Below are 18,236 nucleotides of genomic sequence, written 5' to 3'. Positions count from 1 at the left end.
CCTTCCTAAAATTTAAATACATCTTTCTTAATTTTCTTTAAAATAGGTGGTAAACTCTCTGCTATAGTTTTATTCTGCATATAAGCTAACTTTCCATCACAGTTCTTAAATATTAACTTATATGCATATAAAAATTGAAAATCTAATGCATATTTGTTTTGAAAGAAGTTATTTATCTTTTTATCACCATATTTAAGATCACCCACTATTGGATTTCCTAAAAAGCTTAAATGTGCTCTAAGTTGATGGCTTCTTCCTGTTATCAAATCTATATCTATTAATGTGTATGCTCCTATGGTTTGAACTACTTTAACATCCATAGCTATTTTTTTAGTGTTATCTTTGGGTTCTTTATAAATTTTAGATATATTACTATCTTCATCTTTAGCTATATAGGCCTCATAAGTTCCATCATTAATCTTACCTATTACTAAAGCTGTATAATATTTTTTAATTCTTCTTTCTCTAATAAGCTCATTTAAAAGTTTTAAACTCTCGAAATTTTTACCGTATATTACTACTCCAGATGTATTTCTGTCTAATCTATTACAAGGTGCTGGAGTGAAGGTTATTTCTTTTTCTGGTGTATAATCCCCTTTTTCAAAAAGATAAGATAATACATAGTCTGTTAATGTATCTTCTCCATTTTTTTTATCTGAGTGAACCAAAACTCCTGGCCACTTTTCTACAATTAAAATATTTTCATCTTCATAAGTTATCTTTAAAAATCCAGTATCTAATTTCTTTACTTCCTTTTTAGAAGAGTTTGTTTGTATATCTTCAAAAACTAAAATATCCCCTTCATTAAGAGAATAATTTTGCTTTACTTTTTTTCCATTCACTCGTACTTGGCCAGTTCTTATGGATTTAAATATCCTGCTTAAAGGTACATCTTTAAGCAGTTTTCTTAAAAACTTATCCATTCTCTGTCCAGCTTCATTTGATCCTATTTCTATTTTCATATTGTATCACTCCTATTTTTCATTTGTTGCCCGGTTCTAGCTATTTAAAAACTCCTCTACAAAAGCACAATGCATAGCTATTCCATACGGTATACATTCTTCATCTATATCGAAAAGACTGCTGTGTGCAGGACTTATTATTCCCCTTTCTTCATTTCTACAACCTAAATAATAAAATACCGATGGTCTTTCCATTGAAAAATACGCAAAACTTTCAACTCCCATCCTTGGTTCTTCTAACATTTTAACATTATTTTCTCTAAATATTTTTGTAGACACCTTTTTAAATTTTTCTAGAAGCATATCCTCATTATAAAGATTGGGATAACTTTCTTCAATATTTATTTCACACTTACCCCTCATTGAAGATACTATTCCTTCTACAAGCTCCACAAATCTTTTGTTTACATACTCTCTTTGTTCTTTTTTCATGGTACGCATTATTCCTTTTATTTCAACTTCATCTGGTATAATATTTTGTGCTGTACCACCATGTATACTTCCTATGGTTATAACCCCTGGATCCGTAGGCGAAATTTCTCTACTTATTATAGTTTGAAGAGCATTTATTACATTAGCACTTATTACAATTGGGTCTACTGTATCATTAGGACTTGCCCCATGACCACCTTTCCCAATTATTTTTATGGTAAATGGATTAGATGCAGCATTTACAACTCCTCTTTTTAATCCTATTTCACCAACATTAAGCCATTCTTCTACATGAAGACCTATAACCGCATCTACATTAGGATCATCTAGAACTCCTTCTTTTACCATAACCTTTGCTCCCCCAGTAGTTTCTTCTGCAGGTTCAAATAGCAATTTTACATTGCCTCTTAATGTATTTTTAATAGAGTTAAGTATCTTAGCGGTTCCCATTAAAATAGCCATATGGGCATCATGACCACAGGCATGCATTTTATTTTTTTCTAAAGATGAATATGGGCAATTTTTTTTATCCTGAATAGGAAGTGCGTCCATATCTGCCCTTATAGCTATGGTTTTATTGCCATTTCCCTTTATTAGAGCACATATACCACTTTGAGCTGTCTCTCTATACTCTATATTTTCTTTTTTTAGAAACTCTTTAATTATACTAGAAGTTCTAGGCAATTCGTAATCTAACTCAGGGTGCTGATGAAAATCTCTTCTATATCCTATAACTTCATCTTTTATCTCTAAAGCTTTTGTAAAAAAATCCATAATAACTCTCCATTCTGTATATTATTATTCCCATGCTACTGTAATTATATCTCCATCAGAAATTTCATCATAATAACCTGCATTGTTTCCATTTAGTAGTAACACAAGTTTTCCTCTTACTACTGATAAATCGAAATTTATGAATTGGAATACATCTATAAATACATATTTTTCTTTATTATTCATTATTACTTTTTCTCCATTTACTATAACTTCTACTGTTTTTATTTGCGTAAAATTTTCCTGTATTTCCTCTTTGGGCTTATATATATTTTGCTTTTGTATATAACTATTATGGTTTTGTATATATTCCTTCTCTTTCTCTATACTATTGTTGACTTTATTTATAGATATATCCTGTATTTGTTCAGTATAAATTTGGTCACCCTCTTTAATATCATATGTATCCTCTAATGCGTTACCCTTCATAAAAAAATTCAATTCTTCTTCTCCAATATACTTTTTATATTCCCCTAAGGTAGAAGGATATATAATGGTTATTTCATCATTCTCTCTAATTATGTAGTCTATTGCAACTCTTTCGCCATCTTTTAAAGCCACTGGTTCCATATTAGTTAATTTTTCATTTATATAAAAACTTACAGTGTCTACAGTTTTTAAATATTCATATACTTTTGGAGCAGCATTCTTACCATGTTTTGCAAATTCAACTTTTATGTTATCTCCTTCATGTACTTCAGTATCCATATTTGCTAGCACTGCATTTACTGTTATTTCTGATTTTGTACCCAGTTCACCAAAGGCTATTCTTGGAATGTTATTTAAAATAAATCTTACATTTTCACCATTTCTACCTATAAGAACCTTAGGATTTATACCTGCCTGAAGCATTACTTCTTTTACGCTATGACTATGAGAATTAAATAAACTAACTACCTTATTATTTAAAATTACATCAATAAAGTCTTTTCCTGCTTTATCTATGGCCTCTAAAGCTATGCCTAAAACTGTAACTCCGATAGAATCTAATTTATTATCCTTACATAGACAATTAACCACATCTTTTCTATTCTTAATAGCAATTCTATTAGGTTGCAATTGAAGTTTTTCTGCTAATATTTCTGGCAAATTACAAGTATACGCTCCTCCACCTACAAGAAATACGGCACTGGGAGACTTACCTCCATTTAACTCCATAACCTTATTTGCTATTTCCTCAGTTATTTTATCCACTACCGGTTTTATGCTTTTAATTATCCCCTTACTTTCCACTTCATTTTCCATACCTAATACATCTTTATACTTTACCTTTTCTCCTAATGTACAATTTTTCTTAATTAGTTCTGCTGTATTAAAATCTACTAAATAATTTTTAGCTATAACCTCTGTAATTTCATCCCCTGCTTGTGGAACCATTCCATAGGCAACTATAGAATCATTATTGCTTATAGCTATATCTGATGTACCTGCTCCTATATCTATAAGAGCTATATTTAAAAGCCTAAAACTTTTTGGTACAACAGCCTCCATAGCAGCTATAGGTTCTAACGTTAAACTCTTTACCTTTAGATTTGCCCTTTCCATAACAGAGTACAAACTATCCACTACGGACCTAGGTAAGAATGTGCATATTACCTCTACCCCTATATTATCTCCTTTATGAGATAGAAGATTAGAAATCACATATCCATTTAAATAGTAATTTTTAACGCTATATCCCACACAGTACAATTTACTATTTATATTTTGTGATATACTTTTTTCTGCTTCCTTAACGGCTGTTAACTCTAGTCCTCTTACAATTTCTTTGTCTATATCTTTAAGCGAACCCAAATCAATTTCTATTTTTGAAGTAGTAGTCTTCAAAAATCTTCCTGCCGCAGCTATAGCTACATTTTGAAGTTCCATACCTATTTCTTCTTCTAATTCTCTTTTTAAACTTATAACTTCTTCTGATACTATATTAATATTATGTATTTGCCCATCTATCATTGCTCTTTCAGAATGCTCTAAACATTTTTCTGCTATAATATTAAATTTGCTGTCATTTACTACTCCAACTGTTCCAATAACTGTTCTTGTTCCAATATCTAAAGAAAAAATAACATTTTTTTCATTAATACTATATTCCCCCATAATTTCTCCTCTTTTTAAATAGTTTTAAAGCTCATATTCTTAGAATATGAGCTTTCATATATTTTCTTATAAAAACATTATATAATAATAGTTTTGAACATTCAATAATACTATTTCATTAACCTTAAAGTATTACTTTCTTCACTTACATAAGGAAGCGATTGGACTATTTCATACACACACTTTTGTGTTTCATCCTCACAGTTAGCAAGTTCCTCTTTAGAAACCTCTTTATAATAAAGCATTTTACACCAAAAATCTATAAAATTCTTTTTATTTACAAAAAAATTTTTATTATCGTATTGGATTATAAAGCCATCATCATAAGTCTCCACTATATTCAAATTACAACTGTCAATTTTATGTTCTGCCACCATACTAGAAACATCTTCCCACATCTTCTTGAATTCAACCATATAAAATTAACCTCCTTAGCTATTATATAATCCCTATTCTATTACACGTTTTAGTATATCACATTTCCTTCAAAAATCAATATTAAATACATGTATTTTTTAATAATATACTCTAATACTTTATTGAACCTTCAATAATCCACTATTTAAGGTTAATATAGTATCAAATTTTCTTTTGGTTTCATCATTGAACATTATAGACAGATGATTATCCCCTACCTCTATAACTTTACCTTTTCCAAAAACTTTATGCATTACTTCCGTTCCTTCTCTAATATATTTTTTATTTTTTTTATCCTGTAAACTACATTCATCTATAAATCTAGAAACCCCCCTCCTATTTCCTTTTATATTTTCTGTTATACACAGCCATATATTATCTATTGTCCTGGTTATGGCTACATAAAAAAGCCTTCTTTCCTCTTCCAAGCTTAAAGCATCACTATTGCTATTATTATGCGGCATTATTCCTTCATTACAGTTAATTAAAAAAATATTCTTAAATTCCATTCCTTTAACTCCATGTAGTTCAGAATGTAGCAACTATGAGGTATTGATATATCTAGGTTTATAGATTATTTCTTACAAATCATTCCATACATTAACATTATTATATATTATAACACATTGAATATATATGGTATACGTTATTTTTTTTAAAATTAACACTTCTTATATTAATTATATGATTAACTTTCTCTAAAGTTTCATTTTGTAAGACCTCCTTAATTTTATTTTTATATATAAAAAAGATGTGAAAAAATCACATCTAAATTAATCAAAGTTTATTGTAGTAACCGCTGAAGGAATTATATTTACTTCTAATATATCATTTTCTTCATAATACTTTTGAATTGTTTCACCTTTAATATTTTGTCTTTGTATTATAAATTTATTATCTTTATAATTAATACAATCACCTTTTACAAGTGCATGAACTGTTTCTGATTTAAAAATAATTTCGTAAAATTTTTCTTTATCTATATTATTTTTTAATAATTTTATTGCATCTTGTCCTTTATAAATATTTCCCATATCAACGCACCCCCTTAATTATTTTCTATTATACTTTTTATTAAATCAATTATATTAGAATATTCTTTTTCATCTGCAACCACTATAAACAAATCTTTTATCTCTTTATTTTTTAAATTATCCATTGTTTGAATATTTTCCTCTACTAAACTTTTAACACTATTATACTCTTTTTTATACCATGCAATGGAGTCCTGTTCTACATATCTACATTTTATAGTTTGTTCAGCATTATCATTATAGAATGAATTATTTTCTTCTAAACTCCAATCAAGTTTATTTAATTGGAAATTATTAAAATCAATATAAAGATTTATGCTAGTTTCTGATTTACCAATAAAATTATGTGTAATAAATACACTTCGATTATTCTCTAAATACTCAATTCTATATACTTTTTCATTACTTTCAAATTCAAAAGTTAAAACATCATTATTTTCAGTAACTATAAAATTTAATTCTTTTGTTAGGAAATTTTTCAAATCATTTACCATACTATCTTTATAACTGGTTTTTTTCATTTCTAAATCTTTTTTAATATTAGAATCTATTATTAATTGTTCTTTAATTTTTTCTTTTACTGTTTCCATATTAACTCCATCTAACTCATTTTTATTTTTAAACATATTAATATCCATAAAAACATCACCTTTATTTTTTAATTATTATTTATATAACTCTCTATAATTAGGTATATTATCAATATATCTAATTATCTGATTTTTAGCACCTTCAAATGTTTCATCATCTTTTTTTACTTTTTCTTGTTCACATTGACAAATAGCAATATATTTTAGTTTCCTATTTTGATAATATTCAAATTGTATTTCATAACCTTTATATGTATATTTTTCTTTCATTTTCATCATTCTCACCTCCCCAATTACATAATATCATAAATATATAAGAAAAGGGTATATGTGTATAATCCTTACTCATTTTTTGCAAAATAAAAAGCCAGTAAATACAAAACTGACTTTTAATAATCGCTATTTATATAGCCTACTGATTTAAATTTACCTGTGGAATTATCTAAATCCACATAAGCACGTTTAGTACATTTTTGTCCTTGTTCATTATTGGTTTCTATTTGACAAGTAACTACGTATAACTTAATTTTATCATTTTTGTCATACATTTTGTTTATCTTTAAAATTTTATAGTTAAACAATTGGTTAAAATCCCTATCAAATTTTTCTATATCTTTTACACATGATGTATCAGTTTGTCCGTTTTTTATTGATTTCAATAATTTGATGGTTACTCTTTTTACTTGTCCTTTTTCGGATATGAAGTTGCTATATCCAAACACCCCGCCACTTATCAAACATATAACAATTAATAAAGATATGATAACTTTTTTATTCTTAAATATCTTTTTCAATATGCGTTCATCCCCTCTTTTTTTACAAATTTAAGTGAACTTTCACTTAATCGTTATTTAAGCATTTATTAAGTTCTGCACTTGACTTCATTAAATCTCTTTGCTCCATTAATTTTTCATCTTTAGGAACAATTCCGTCTAATTTTTCTATTTCATCCAATACCATATCCCAATCTTTCTTTTCTGCGTATTCACTCGCTTCTTGAATGCATTTCCTATAATAGCTATCACTCGATTTATTTTTTGCATAAGAAGTGTACAAAATCGTTCCTAAAAGTAAAATAATAATAATTCCTATTACTATTAATGGTGTTGAATTATTTTTCGGTTTCTCCATAATTAATCCCCCTTAATTCAAATATATAACAATTATAACACATTATAATATTAAAGGCATATTATACATTTGCAGTTTTTAAATTTGACAATCCTGAAAAAAAGAAAAAAATAAGGCACACAGTAATTAAATCCTATGTGCCTTATAAGTGTCTCTTTAATTATATTACTACATTGTAAATGTGCTATATGTAACTATATACCCACTCCAATCGCTACTATTCCAAATTGAATGTGTTCCTTCGTGGTATAATCCATTAAATCCTATCTGATTGCTTTCGAATTTATGATAATTTTTATTAAAGGTTTTATCTAATTCTGATAAAATTAATATAGGTCTTAAACCGTTGTTGGTCAACCATAAGTCCTTGTGACAAAGGACTATAAAATTAACATTTCCAATCTTAATATAACTATGTTTACTGCCATCTTTGCATGGGGCAGAACGTATGTCATCTATAACTATATTTATTATACATTTCTTTTCTGTTTCGGTAGGTACAAAATTAAAGGGGTATATATTATTTTCTAATATATACTCCTTATCGCTTTCTGTTATTTCCTTATTCATATAATTTTTTTCTGTATTATATAATAATTTACATATCTTATCATTTTTTAATATCTCCGTCTGTGCCATGAAAATATACTTATTTAATTCCTCAAAGTACATTTTATTATCCCCTTTCTATTTATGCTTTAATATGCAGTTATTTCTATCTTCTTTTTAATTACATTACTACTATTATTTTTGTCAGTTGCGATTATATTGAAATATTTACAACTATCGTCGTTGAAAATCCAATCTGATGTAGTTTTAACAGTAACACTTGTATCTGTCTGACTTGTAATAGTAGCCCAAGGTTTTTCACTTCTATTATCAATATCTTCTATTGTCCAATTTACTGGAATATTAGAAGTATATTCTCTAGTTCTATCTAATGTCATTGTATCTCTTCCAATAATAACCAACTCTACAACATTAGAAACGCTAATATTAATAATCTTTTCTATGTTTTCAAATTTTATAGTAATAGTCGTATTACCTTCATTAACTCCAGTAATTAATCCCCTATTGCTAACTGTAACTATATTATCATCTCCACTAACATACATAATAGTAGGATTTTCTACAACTACAGTACCACTATCTATTCTATCTTTTACAATTACACTTAATTGTTTTGTATTGCCTTTATTTATATTCAATTCTATAGGTGTTTCTATTGAATAATTATGTTTTACTTCATATTTCCAACGGTCGGCTATTTCATTTTCTATATCATCTGTTGCGGAGTTTGTAGCATCTTTCTCAAAAAATATATAAGTTAAACCCTTGTTTTCGCCACTTTTGGCGATAACCTTCCAAGCGTAACCCCATTTTATTATACGCATACCTTCATGGATTTTTTGTGTAATGGTATTATCCTGTAGAGTTAATTTTAAATTACCATCACCAGTAATTATGAATTTTCCCTCGACAATTCCATTATTGCTAGATTCAATTACACAAGGAATTTCTTGGAGCGTGTTATCAATATATATTTTTATTGTATGTGGAAGTTCTCTTATTAAAGATTTATATGTATTTCTGCTTTCATTTACTTCTGATAATATAATCCATAATTTATCCCTATATTTAACTATATCACCAGTATTAATAGTATAATTAGTTACTATTTTCTTATAGTTTATTAGTTTGTCCTTATTATCTCCTTTTGTTATTAATGCAGTTTTTATATCCTTATCATTTATTGTTATGGATTCGCCTATTGTAGATAATATATAATCAAAATCTTCTTTAAATCCAGTATCAAATACATTCATCATCATATCACCACCTAATTAGTAAACATATAAATAAAACTTGAACCATTGTCATTTAACATATTATCATCTGGAATTTGTCTTATTTTCTTTTCTAATTGGTCTATTCTATTTTGTAGATTTTCTGCAAAATTAGAAATAGTTATATCATCCGTTTTATAGCTTTTCATGGTTTGAGGATTATTTGCCACATCTTCCAAAATTGATAATGAAGTTTTAAGTATTTGTTTTTTATTGGTATTTGATTGAGGATTATAATTATCTGTAGAAGTTAGATTGTTTTCCTCCAAATATATTAATAGTTTATTATCTTCTATGTTAATTCCTTCTATTGACATTCTTAATCTTTCTAAATTAGTCATATGTAAAACCTCCTATTATTCTCTTATATATTTTATTAACTGTTCATTATCTTTAATAATTTGATACATTGCAGTACCTAAAGATTCTACCAAATATTCTTCATTTACGTCTGAAATATCTATATTATATTCATTTATAATCCCATGAAATAATTCATGTAATATAGTTTGTTTTTTTCTTTGCAAATTACCTTCATTTCTTATTTGAATTGTTAAATTTTCATAATCTATAATTCCTGCACATTCTGTATGATTCAATAATAATGGTTGGTTTGTTTCTGATACTTTATAATCAAAAGTACCTATTTTAATATTCATATTATCCATGTATTAATAATTCCTCCTTATTTTAAAATTTTATTTTCTTAAAGTGCGATTTTTTGACCTGCGTAAAAAATTAGGTTTACTCGGAGTAAAAAATCATCGTTCGGGGTAACGGGTTTTTAAATAAAAAAATAACACCCATTTGATTGAGTGTTACCATAGATTTACACTATTATAGAAATCTTTTATAACTTCCTTTGTAATACCTATATATCTTAATGTTACCGCTTGACTAGAATGGTTTAACATCTGTTGTAAATAAGGTAAAACCATTGGATTATTACTGTTATTGATGTATTGATGATATGCCCATGTCTTTCTTAAACTGTGTGTACCATAGTTCCCTTTGATATTTAACTCTCTCAATGTTGTTTTGACTATTTTGTGAGCCGAAGAAACGGTTAATGCTCCACCTTTTTGACTACTAAATACATAGTCATTATAGTTAATATCTTTGCTTATACTATCTAAATAGGTCTGTATTCCCTTTTTAGCGGTGTTATTTAATGTAAATTCCCTTTTCTTATCTGTCTTTTCCTCTACTATAGTAACTGTATTAACTATATTGCCTTTGTTATCTAGTATGTCATTCCATTTCAAGCTTAATAAGTCACCCGCTCTTAGTCCTGCACTTATGCCTACTGCAAACAACATTAAATCACGCTTATTCTTCTTACCATCAAGATATTGCATTATCTTTTTAATGTCCTTTGTATTCTTTATAGGTTCAACTTCCTGTGCCTTATTAATTCCTCTACTTGTTTTTTCTCTTTCTAACATTTTAATATCCCCTTTCATATAATGCTAACTTATATCTTGATTATATCATTAGTTGGCATTATATGCAATAGGAATATTAAATATTATTTACTAAATCACTGTAAACCTAGTAGTATCAATGGTTACATGCATTTATAATAATGCTAACTTATTATATTAGTTGGCATTATGTAATAGTTGTTATTGAATGATATATACTGTATAATATAATAAAGGATATGCATTATACAGTATTGAATAACTCTTAGGGTGTATGATATATAGGATACGAATATTTAATATTAAAATCCAATGAATGTTCGTGTTTTTTCTGACTGTATACACAAATATTTCGCCTTAATACATTCTATAATATCCCCTTATTTATCAACACTTCACAGTATACCCCATGCCCCTATATTCTCTTATTTCCATTACTCGGTAACACAAGGTACTAAAATGCATTGACAATGTACATGTGTATCAATTATTGGTATAGGTGCATCATTCAATTTGAATACTTGTTCATTTAAATCCTCACATTCACTACAAGTGTTTTCCTCTAACACACTAATCCACATAACATTATCTATATTATTATCTTTATATACTGCCATCAAACTTCCCATGAATACTCTTGCTATTTCATTGTCTATTAGCCTATCACTTTCATTTACTCCAATATTAAATCCTTTATCAATATCTTCATAAATCTTTTCAATACTTTCTCCATTCTTAAAATCTTTCTTAACATTATTCTTAACTCTATTTATTAACTTTTCTTTATTATCTTTATTCCTTTTTATATTATCCTTACCATCTATTTTATTATTAACAATACTATTAATCATACTATTCTTTATTTGATTAATATTCATCTTATCATTAACAATACTATTACCCATAATATAACTATCACTAGCAACCTTATATAATAAATAGCTTAATAATATATCCTCTTGGCTTTTTAAATCATTTCCTATATCTTTCAATTTACTTTCTAATCTTTTAATTTCTCTATGTATGTCACCATAATTCATTTGTAATTTATTATCCTTTATATACTTTAAATATATTTCACCTACATATCTTTTTAATATATCTCTATTCTGTTTATATTTTATTAATAGTTTATTAAATTCTTTATTATCTTTATACTTTAACATTAATAAGAATAAAGCAATCAAGTTATTACTCAATTGCTTTTCTTTATTATTCTGTTTCCTTTTCATTTACTTCACCCTCAACATCATCTAAATTAATATTATCCTCATTTAATTCTTTCATTAACTTTTCTAATTCTCCACTTACATCTGCAACATAAGGATTTTTAGCCAACATAGTTTCAAAACTTATTCCACTAATATCTCTTAATGTCTTTAAGTTTTCTATAACCTCTTTAGCGTTTTGTGGTATTTCCATTTGGAATTCAGCTTCTACATCACCATCAACATAAATTCCTTTACACTCTAACATTCTTCTTATTTGTTCCCATCTAATGTAAAAACCATCCATTATATTTTGACTATCAATTCCCGCCTTTAATATTGCTAATTGATACATCATTCTTATACTTGTTTCAGATAAATTAGATACGTCTTGTGCATTCATACTTACTGCAGGAACACAACTAGCAATTAATAAATAGTTAAATAATATATCATGAAGTAATTTCATACTTTGATAATCTGTTTTATTTTGTTTAAAATCAAATGTGCCTCCTTCTTCCATTTGTAATATATAGCCTACTAGACTATTATCTATTGCTCCCTTACCGTCTTTAGTTATAGATAATTTTGTCCCTGTTGTTACTGGTATTCCAGTTATAAATTTATATAAAGCGTCTTGATATTTACTTGTTAATTTCTCTATATTATCTATAACAGATTTCCAACATTCTACATCACTTTTACCTTCTAATTCATCTATTTTACTAGGTAATCTATATGGGATTGGAAGTCCACTATAATTTACATATGTATTTATTAACTTAACTTTACCATCTAAGCTATTATATTCTTCAACTCTATCGGGATAATATACTGTATAATATTCTGTATAATGTGGTGTCATGAAATGATATATAAAAGCTACATAGTTTCCAGTATCTGTATATACAGGAAAACTACACTCTGGTAACAATACTTTACTTTTAATATTATCATATTCATCAAAATATAAATACTCAAATACTTGTCCATATGCTTTCATATTTTCATATATCTTTGTATCGGCTCTTTTCATTTTACTTTTTTTATATACCTTTTGATATTCTTTTAATGTTTCTTCATCGTCTGCTATTAGTGTTATAGGATTCTTTAATAGAAAACTAACATTATGGTCTAGTAATACATTAGCAAAATTTAGTTTTATTTTAGTAGGCTCAACTAATCTCCCTCCAACGGAAATTAACTGTCCATCATTCTTTCTATGTCCATCTAAATATTCTTTTATTTCTACAACTTTGTTCACTCTGTCTAAATGTCTTTGTTGGCAACATTCACTTACAAACCACCAATCAGCATTAGAGTAATATTCTTTTATATATTCCTGTAAATTCATTTAATCATTTCTCCTTTCTATAAATAACTTTTACTTAAAATTAAATTCATAACCGCTAATCCTAAAGCGATAACTAAATCGTCATGCATGTCATTTCCTCTTTGGTTTCCCATTTTACCATTCTTCTCTATATATGTATTCATTTGATTTAATGTATCTTTATCACTAATACATATCATTCCTGTTTCAAAATACTCCTTTAAGTCGGATATTAATTTACTCTTAGTACCTTCCATACTCACCCATCCATGAGATAATTTAACCTTACCAGTAACTTTGTTAAATCTTTTACTTTTAAGTATCTGAATATATCCCTTTTCTTTTAATCTAACAAGTAAATCTGCACCTGTACCACCGTTAACGTTAACTTCTATATTTAACATCATATAATTAAAATACATTCCTATTTCATATACAATATCTGCAAACTTATAAATGGGTACATCATTACGATTAAATGCTGCCACTTGTTCTCCATTACTATCTAATATTTGTACTGTTTGTCCGTCCCTATTTCCTCCAATACCCATACTTGTATCTATACCACCCCAATATATTCCATTGGATTTAATAGTTTTATAAATATTAAAACCTTTACCATAATATCTACTTAAAATACTTGGTAAAGGTTTATTTTCATTTACTTCTTTAAATGTAAGAGGTTTAATATCATTACTATCAATGTAATTAACTCTTTCTAGTATTATTTCTTGGTCAAACACATTATCGGTTGAGTTTCCTGCAAATGCTTCTTGTGGTGTACTTGGGTGTTCATTGTAAAACTTATTTAATTTCATATCTAATAATTTCCATCTTCTCCACATCAATTGTTTTAGTGTTGCCCCTTTCTTGTATAAATCTAATTCATAAGGTGTTAAATCTTTTTCTTGTAATCTATGTCCATGATTATCATTTTTATACCATTGTTCCGCCATATCATATTCACTTGCATATAGTGTTTTATTCTCATACCATGGGAAAAATACAAGTTTATATTTACTATCACCTTTATTTGCTCCCATGCATATTTTGTAAAAATAATCTCCTGTACCTTGTTTTGCGGTACTTTCTATAATTATTCTACTCTTGTCATTTTTAGATAATAATGGTTCTAATGAAGTTAAAGTATCTTCTTGTTTATCTGCTTTCCATACCCCAAACTCTGTTAACATTATTATTTGTGCAGTATCTCCCCTTAATAAATCATTATTACCCGCCACTGAAAATACACATCTAGCACCGTTAGAAAGTTTAAATTCATTGTCATTATCTCTTTCAACTCCTAATTTATACTTTCTAGGTATTGATTTATACTGTCTTTTAAATTTATTTACCACCGCTCTAACACTTCTATCATCATAACTTGCAATTAAACAAGTTATATCTGGTGTAATCATCATATTTCTAATAATATAATTAATACAAAATTCTGATATACCCAACTGCCGTGCCTTCAAACAACATACATATTTATTATCTTTTAACACTTCACTCATTGTATTTTGTTCATTATTCAAAACAAATTCTACTTTTTTATTTTCAACATTTAATATTTTAGTCATATTTTTAGCAAATATTCTACTATCATTCATAACTATTTTTAATTGTTCTTGTTCTGTTAGCTTATTAGCCACAAATAATCACCCCTTTTCTAACTTAAATCAAATCCTGTTGAATTTTGTGAATTTAAATTACCTACGTTGGTACTTTTATTCAATGATTCAATTTCTTTTTTTATAGTTTTTAATGCATTTATAGCTTTTTCATCTCCATCTTTTGCTTTTTCCAAATATACCTCATATAAATCATAGAAATCTTGATTCATTTTTTTTGAATACAATTCTTTTAATAGCGTTTGATATTCGTCTGTACCTTCCCACATTTGCAAATGTCTAAAACTTTTATCACCTTTAAATATTTTTCCAGTTTTATAATCTTTTTTTTGTAAATATTTTTCTCTAAATTCATCCTCCGTCATTTCTGAAAAATCTATATTTCCATCACTTAACTTATTTCTCCACATAAAATAATAGTAATACTTTCGTTGTGAACCTCGATATTTTTGAGATATTTGTCTGTTAAAACTATTGCTTACTTTACTTCCCATATATTTTCACTCCTTCTATTTTTATTAACTTGTATAAGGTACGCTTATTTAAACGCACCTTAATGTTTAACTTATATTTAAACATTCAATTTTTAAATACTTAAATATGAATTAAAAAAAAAGGATAGAGAATAAAATCCCTATCCTAAAAAACTATTTTGTTTTATTCTCTTCTTTTATTACTTTTACAGTATCAGAATATTTTTTTAATATCTCTATTTCATTTTTTTTAGTAGTGGAATACTCTCCATTTCTGAATTGTATTCCCTCAACATAAAGAAATAGATTATCTGTTTTAAATTTCATTAATAATCACTCCTATACTAAAACTATTTTTGCACCCGCTTTAGAGTTAGCAAGTTTTAAAGTACCTTCCCATTTAACCATTTTCTTTATGGAGTCTCCTGTTACTGCTAAATCAACTGCTTGTGCCTTTTGTAATTCTTTTAACTCTAGGTAATCAGGGTTAACTAAAAGTACGGTTTTAGCACCGCTTAGTGCAGGAGTTAAAACAAATGTAATATCTCCAAAGTCGGTATGATATCTATCGCAAGTAAAACCTAAGAAATTATCTTTTCCCATAAATTGTGGGTTAGCAAAAGCATTTATAGCTTGTTTGCTTGTATCATCTATGAAACAAATCATGTTATCGTTTGTTCCACAATCATACATTATTTTCATAGCCTTCTTAAATTCTTCCTCTGTTGGGGTTGCTCCAGTAGCGTTTACAACGTTAGAAGAGTTGATTAAGTTAACTACTCCATTCATTTTTTGTCCTACAGACTCTGTTTTTTGAGCTTTTGTACCCTTGACTAAAGCATTTTCCATAGCATACTTTAATAAAATTAATTTTTTAGAAACTTCCCTAGCCATTAAATCACCTATTCCAACTGCTTCGCTTGATTGAGCAGTACAAGATACCTTTGCAGTACCTAAGAAAAGTTGAGTATAGTTATCTAGTAACGCAGTAGCATCCTCTACTTCAGCGGGAGCATCTGCTCCTTCCATAACTGTTTTAATAGCATTTGTGTTTAAAGTTTCTTCATACCAACTTACTACGTTGCTTATAGCTTTTGTGGATTTGTTATTTTGTAATAAATAGGACAAAAATGGTGTCCTCTGTGGTTTTATTATCGCTATCTCCTTGCCTAAATCTAATGATTGATATTTTGCAAAATTTTCTGTTGTATACATAATATACATTCCTCCTTTATATTTTTAAATTTTTGTTTGTTTATATGTATAAAAAAACCACTAATAAAAATTAGTAGTTAGATTATTGCCTATTCATTTTTTGTTTTATCATAGAGAATATATCGCCTTTCTTTTCTGCTTGTTCATATGCATCTGCTTTAGCTTCATCACTTGGCTTGTATCCATCTATAAATTTACCTTTATTAAGTGTTTTAGATAACTCTACAATTTGTACTACCTTTTCTATATCTTCTACATCTTTTACAAGTCCAGTTTCTAAAACTGCCTTTTGTAAATCTTTGTTATCTATTTTTTCCATTATGGTATTTTTAATAGTTTGTTCTTTTAATTCCTGTTCTTTTCTTTTATTATCTTTTTCTAAAGCTTCTAACCTTCTTTTTAACTCTTCAAATTCATTCAACTCTGTTTTTTCTTCCTCTTTTGTTTCATCTTTTACTTCTTCTTTTTTATCCTCTATTTTAGTTTCCTCTTTTTTAATTTCTGTTTTTTCATCTTTTTTAGTTTCTTCTTTGTTTTCTTGTGTTTCCTTTGTTTCCTCTTTAGTTTCTTCCTCTGTATTAGTTGTTTTATCTTTTTTTTCTTTATTATCTTCCATTATATATTTTCCTCCTTCATATTTTTAATAATTTTATTAATTGTTATTTAAATAATATTTAATGTTATTAACATTATTAACATAGAATAACATAATATTTTATAACAATTTAATTCAAATTTTAAATCTTCATATTTATATTCAATATCCCTACAACATTCTTTATCGCTTTCATATACATCCATAGCCATATTATAATATTTTTGACCAAGTATTGGCTCTATTAATATATTATTAAAACATTCTCTTAAATTTTTATATTGTTTCCTTTCTATATCATTCACAAATATCTAACCTTTCTCTTTTTAATTTTTCCTCATACAAATAATTTTTTAATATGTCTTCAATAATGTTTTCCAACTGTTCTTCTTCATTCAAATTTATGTCATTTTCCTTGGAAGTTTTTATAATCATATTTTTCACTCCCTTTTTTATTAATTGTTATTTAAATCTTAAATATTTAAATTCAACTTCTTCACCCTTGTCTATGTAAAAAGGCACTTCCATCCATTTAACTTCACTCATATTAATAGTTACAGATTTTTTCTTTTTATAATCATTGAATGTAAAAAACTTATTATCAAATTTATCTTTTATTTCTTGTTTATACGATTTAACTGCGGGATTATGATTTATCCAATCAACAAAGTCACATGCTTCATTTATTGTTGTGTTAATCAATATGCTCTGCCTAAAACCTTTCATTAAAAATTCTATGTCTACTAATGTTATACTTGGGTCGAATTCTTTCTTTTTTAAAGTAGCTCCCAATTATTCTCCACTCCTTTTAAAATAATTTTATTAATCTCTTTTTAAAAATCTTTTTTGACTTGCTATTTTTTTTCTTTCTGCGTTATATTCTTTATTTTTTCTAGTTTCACTTTTTGTATGTTGTTTCATTTCAATTTCTTTAATTTTTTCTTTACTTTCCTTTATAAATAATTCTAGTTTTTCCTCGAATGTTAAATAAAAAGGGTATGGGGTTGCTTCCCATACCTCTGTATTACTGTGTCCATTATATTTTTTCATTTTATCTTCCTTTCTATTTT

At 27.1% G+C, this 18,236-nt stretch carries 26 protein-coding genes; all 26 read right to left on the bottom strand.

Annotated features, from left to right (window positions below; genetic code table 11):
• Positions 1-5: 5 nt before the first annotated feature.
• On the bottom strand, positions 6-962 hold the full coding sequence (locus tag C1715_RS10890; protein WP_102400514.1) for an RluA family pseudouridine synthase: 957 nt from the start codon (positions 960-962) through the stop codon (positions 6-8).
• A gap of 36 nt (positions 963-998) precedes the next feature.
• Positions 999-2,168: a M20 metallopeptidase family protein gene (locus C1715_RS10885; protein ID WP_102400513.1), complete on the bottom strand. Its 1,170-nt coding sequence runs from the start codon at positions 2,166-2,168 to the stop codon at positions 999-1,001.
• Positions 2,169-2,192: 24 nt separating this feature from the next.
• The gene (locus tag C1715_RS10880) at positions 2,193-4,265 is read right to left on the bottom strand and encodes a cell division protein FtsA (protein ID WP_102400512.1); all 2,073 of its coding nucleotides are present in this window, start codon (positions 4,263-4,265) and stop codon (positions 2,193-2,195) included.
• A 110-nt stretch (positions 4,266-4,375) separates the two neighbouring features.
• A complete protein-coding gene (locus C1715_RS10875) occupies positions 4,376-4,681 on the bottom strand; it encodes a hypothetical protein (protein WP_102400511.1) in 306 nt (101 codons plus the stop codon).
• 120 nt (positions 4,682-4,801) lie between these two features.
• The gene (locus C1715_RS10870) at positions 4,802-5,224 is read right to left on the bottom strand and encodes a 3'-5' exonuclease (protein ID WP_278320104.1); all 423 of its coding nucleotides are present in this window, start codon (positions 5,222-5,224) and stop codon (positions 4,802-4,804) included.
• A 231-nt stretch (positions 5,225-5,455) separates the two neighbouring features.
• Positions 5,456-5,716, bottom strand: a complete 261-nt coding sequence (locus C1715_RS10865) for a hypothetical protein (RefSeq protein ID WP_102400509.1) — start codon at positions 5,714-5,716, stop codon at positions 5,456-5,458.
• A gap of 14 nt (positions 5,717-5,730) precedes the next feature.
• Entirely contained in the window at positions 5,731-6,354 is a 624-nt protein-coding gene (locus C1715_RS10860; protein ID WP_102400508.1) for a hypothetical protein, read from the bottom strand.
• Positions 6,355-6,381: 27 nt separating this feature from the next.
• Positions 6,382-6,585: a hypothetical protein gene (locus C1715_RS10855; protein WP_146005392.1), complete on the bottom strand. Its 204-nt coding sequence runs from the start codon at positions 6,583-6,585 to the stop codon at positions 6,382-6,384.
• A gap of 110 nt (positions 6,586-6,695) precedes the next feature.
• On the bottom strand, positions 6,696-7,100 hold the full coding sequence (locus tag C1715_RS10850; RefSeq protein ID WP_102400506.1) for a hypothetical protein: 405 nt from the start codon (positions 7,098-7,100) through the stop codon (positions 6,696-6,698).
• Positions 7,101-7,146: 46 nt separating this feature from the next.
• Positions 7,147-7,437, bottom strand: a complete 291-nt coding sequence (locus tag C1715_RS10845) for a hypothetical protein (RefSeq protein WP_102400505.1) — start codon at positions 7,435-7,437, stop codon at positions 7,147-7,149.
• A 168-nt stretch (positions 7,438-7,605) separates the two neighbouring features.
• Positions 7,606-8,109 carry a hypothetical protein gene (locus tag C1715_RS10840; protein ID WP_102400504.1) on the bottom strand — a complete coding sequence of 168 codons (504 nt, stop codon included), beginning with the start codon at positions 8,107-8,109 and terminating at the stop codon, positions 7,606-7,608.
• Between the two features lie 26 nt (positions 8,110-8,135).
• Positions 8,136-9,266: an Ig-like domain-containing protein gene (locus C1715_RS10835; protein WP_180964062.1), complete on the bottom strand. Its 1,131-nt coding sequence runs from the start codon at positions 9,264-9,266 to the stop codon at positions 8,136-8,138.
• A gap of 11 nt (positions 9,267-9,277) precedes the next feature.
• Positions 9,278-9,625, bottom strand: coding sequence for a hypothetical protein (locus C1715_RS10830; RefSeq protein ID WP_102400502.1), 348 nt, complete (start codon positions 9,623-9,625; stop codon positions 9,278-9,280).
• Positions 9,626-9,640: 15 nt separating this feature from the next.
• Entirely contained in the window at positions 9,641-9,952 is a 312-nt protein-coding gene (locus C1715_RS10825) for an ImmA/IrrE family metallo-endopeptidase (RefSeq protein WP_102400501.1), read from the bottom strand.
• A 150-nt stretch (positions 9,953-10,102) separates the two neighbouring features.
• Complete coding sequence (locus C1715_RS10820) at positions 10,103-10,729, bottom strand: tyrosine-type recombinase/integrase (RefSeq protein ID WP_180964061.1); 627 nt, start codon at positions 10,727-10,729, stop codon at positions 10,103-10,105.
• A gap of 413 nt (positions 10,730-11,142) precedes the next feature.
• Positions 11,143-11,940: a minor capsid protein gene (locus C1715_RS10815; protein WP_102400499.1), complete on the bottom strand. Its 798-nt coding sequence runs from the start codon at positions 11,938-11,940 to the stop codon at positions 11,143-11,145.
• Positions 11,921-13,270: a phage portal protein gene (locus C1715_RS10810; protein ID WP_102400498.1), complete on the bottom strand. Its 1,350-nt coding sequence runs from the start codon at positions 13,268-13,270 to the stop codon at positions 11,921-11,923. Before C1715_RS10810 ends, C1715_RS10815 begins: the two co-directional genes overlap by 20 nt.
• A gap of 17 nt (positions 13,271-13,287) precedes the next feature.
• Complete coding sequence (locus C1715_RS10805) at positions 13,288-14,904, bottom strand: terminase large subunit (protein WP_102400497.1); 1,617 nt, start codon at positions 14,902-14,904, stop codon at positions 13,288-13,290.
• Positions 14,905-14,921: 17 nt separating this feature from the next.
• Positions 14,922-15,377: a hypothetical protein gene (locus C1715_RS10800; RefSeq protein WP_102400496.1), complete on the bottom strand. Its 456-nt coding sequence runs from the start codon at positions 15,375-15,377 to the stop codon at positions 14,922-14,924.
• Positions 15,378-15,530: 153 nt separating this feature from the next.
• Positions 15,531-15,683 carry a hypothetical protein gene (locus tag C1715_RS19445; RefSeq protein ID WP_180964060.1) on the bottom strand — a complete coding sequence of 51 codons (153 nt, stop codon included), beginning with the start codon at positions 15,681-15,683 and terminating at the stop codon, positions 15,531-15,533.
• A gap of 12 nt (positions 15,684-15,695) precedes the next feature.
• Positions 15,696-16,571, bottom strand: a complete 876-nt coding sequence (locus C1715_RS10795; RefSeq protein ID WP_102400495.1) for an SU10 major capsid protein — start codon at positions 16,569-16,571, stop codon at positions 15,696-15,698.
• An 82-nt stretch (positions 16,572-16,653) separates the two neighbouring features.
• The gene (locus C1715_RS19160) at positions 16,654-17,187 is read right to left on the bottom strand and encodes a hypothetical protein (protein WP_146005391.1); all 534 of its coding nucleotides are present in this window, start codon (positions 17,185-17,187) and stop codon (positions 16,654-16,656) included.
• Positions 17,188-17,234: 47 nt separating this feature from the next.
• Positions 17,235-17,471, bottom strand: a complete 237-nt coding sequence (locus tag C1715_RS10780) for a hypothetical protein (RefSeq protein WP_102400492.1) — start codon at positions 17,469-17,471, stop codon at positions 17,235-17,237.
• Positions 17,464-17,601, bottom strand: coding sequence for a hypothetical protein (locus C1715_RS19440; protein WP_180964059.1), 138 nt, complete (start codon positions 17,599-17,601; stop codon positions 17,464-17,466). Before C1715_RS19440 ends, C1715_RS10780 begins: the two co-directional genes overlap by 8 nt.
• Positions 17,602-17,628: 27 nt before the next feature.
• Entirely contained in the window at positions 17,629-17,958 is a 330-nt protein-coding gene (locus tag C1715_RS10775; protein WP_102400491.1) for a hypothetical protein, read from the bottom strand.
• Positions 17,959-17,988: 30 nt separating this feature from the next.
• The gene (locus C1715_RS19435; protein WP_180964058.1) at positions 17,989-18,216 is read right to left on the bottom strand and encodes a hypothetical protein; all 228 of its coding nucleotides are present in this window, start codon (positions 18,214-18,216) and stop codon (positions 17,989-17,991) included.
• Positions 18,217-18,236: the final 20 nt, after the last annotated feature.

This window comes from Haloimpatiens massiliensis (genome assembly GCF_900184255.1).
Lineage (GTDB): Bacteria > Bacillota > Clostridia > Clostridiales > Clostridiaceae > Haloimpatiens > Haloimpatiens massiliensis.
The sequence above is the reverse complement of the archived record's forward strand: the minus strand, read 5'-3'. Positions and strand labels throughout refer to the sequence as shown.

What these genes read in the sequence shown, in the direction of transcription:
- C1715_RS10865 (WP_102400509.1), bottom strand. Translation starts at nt 5,716, where the DNA reads ATGGGAAATATTTATAAAGGACAAGATGCAATAAAATTATTAAAAAAT.
- C1715_RS19160 (WP_146005391.1), bottom strand. Translation starts at nt 17,187, where the DNA reads ATGGAAGATAATAAAGAAAAAAAAGATAAAACAACTAATACAGAGGAA.
- C1715_RS10795 (WP_102400495.1), bottom strand. Translation starts at nt 16,571, where the DNA reads ATGTATACAACAGAAAATTTTGCAAAATATCAATCATTAGATTTAGGC.
- C1715_RS19435 (WP_180964058.1), bottom strand. Translation starts at nt 18,216, where the DNA reads ATGAAAAAATATAATGGACACAGTAATACAGAGGTATGGGAAGCAACC.
- C1715_RS10890 (WP_102400514.1), bottom strand. Translation starts at nt 962, where the DNA reads ATGAAAATAGAAATAGGATCAAATGAAGCTGGACAGAGAATGGATAAG.
- C1715_RS10810 (WP_102400498.1), bottom strand. Translation starts at nt 13,270, where the DNA reads ATGAATTTACAGGAATATATAAAAGAATATTACTCTAATGCTGATTGG.
- C1715_RS10880 (WP_102400512.1), bottom strand. Translation starts at nt 4,265, where the DNA reads ATGGGGGAATATAGTATTAATGAAAAAAATGTTATTTTTTCTTTAGAT.
- C1715_RS10855 (WP_146005392.1), bottom strand. Translation starts at nt 6,585, where the DNA reads ATGATGAAAATGAAAGAAAAATATACATATAAAGGTTATGAAATACAA.
- C1715_RS19445 (WP_180964060.1), bottom strand. Translation starts at nt 15,683, where the DNA reads ATGAAATTTAAAACAGATAATCTATTTCTTTATGTTGAGGGAATACAA.
- C1715_RS10860 (WP_102400508.1), bottom strand. Translation starts at nt 6,354, where the DNA reads ATGGATATTAATATGTTTAAAAATAAAAATGAGTTAGATGGAGTTAAT.
- C1715_RS10845 (WP_102400505.1), bottom strand. Translation starts at nt 7,437, where the DNA reads ATGGAGAAACCGAAAAATAATTCAACACCATTAATAGTAATAGGAATT.
- C1715_RS10800 (WP_102400496.1), bottom strand. Translation starts at nt 15,377, where the DNA reads ATGGGAAGTAAAGTAAGCAATAGTTTTAACAGACAAATATCTCAAAAA.
- C1715_RS10830 (WP_102400502.1), bottom strand. Translation starts at nt 9,625, where the DNA reads ATGACTAATTTAGAAAGATTAAGAATGTCAATAGAAGGAATTAACATA.
- C1715_RS10815 (WP_102400499.1), bottom strand. Translation starts at nt 11,940, where the DNA reads ATGAAAAGGAAACAGAATAATAAAGAAAAGCAATTGAGTAATAACTTG.
- C1715_RS10835 (WP_180964062.1), bottom strand. Translation starts at nt 9,266, where the DNA reads ATGATGAATGTATTTGATACTGGATTTAAAGAAGATTTTGATTATATA.
- C1715_RS10885 (WP_102400513.1), bottom strand. Translation starts at nt 2,168, where the DNA reads ATGGATTTTTTTACAAAAGCTTTAGAGATAAAAGATGAAGTTATAGGA.
- C1715_RS10875 (WP_102400511.1), bottom strand. Translation starts at nt 4,681, where the DNA reads ATGGTTGAATTCAAGAAGATGTGGGAAGATGTTTCTAGTATGGTGGCA.
- C1715_RS19440 (WP_180964059.1), bottom strand. Translation starts at nt 17,601, where the DNA reads ATGATTATAAAAACTTCCAAGGAAAATGACATAAATTTGAATGAAGAA.
- C1715_RS10825 (WP_102400501.1), bottom strand. Translation starts at nt 9,952, where the DNA reads ATGGATAATATGAATATTAAAATAGGTACTTTTGATTATAAAGTATCA.
- C1715_RS10840 (WP_102400504.1), bottom strand. Translation starts at nt 8,109, where the DNA reads ATGTACTTTGAGGAATTAAATAAGTATATTTTCATGGCACAGACGGAG.
- C1715_RS10820 (WP_180964061.1), bottom strand. Translation starts at nt 10,729, where the DNA reads ATGTTAGAAAGAGAAAAAACAAGTAGAGGAATTAATAAGGCACAGGAA.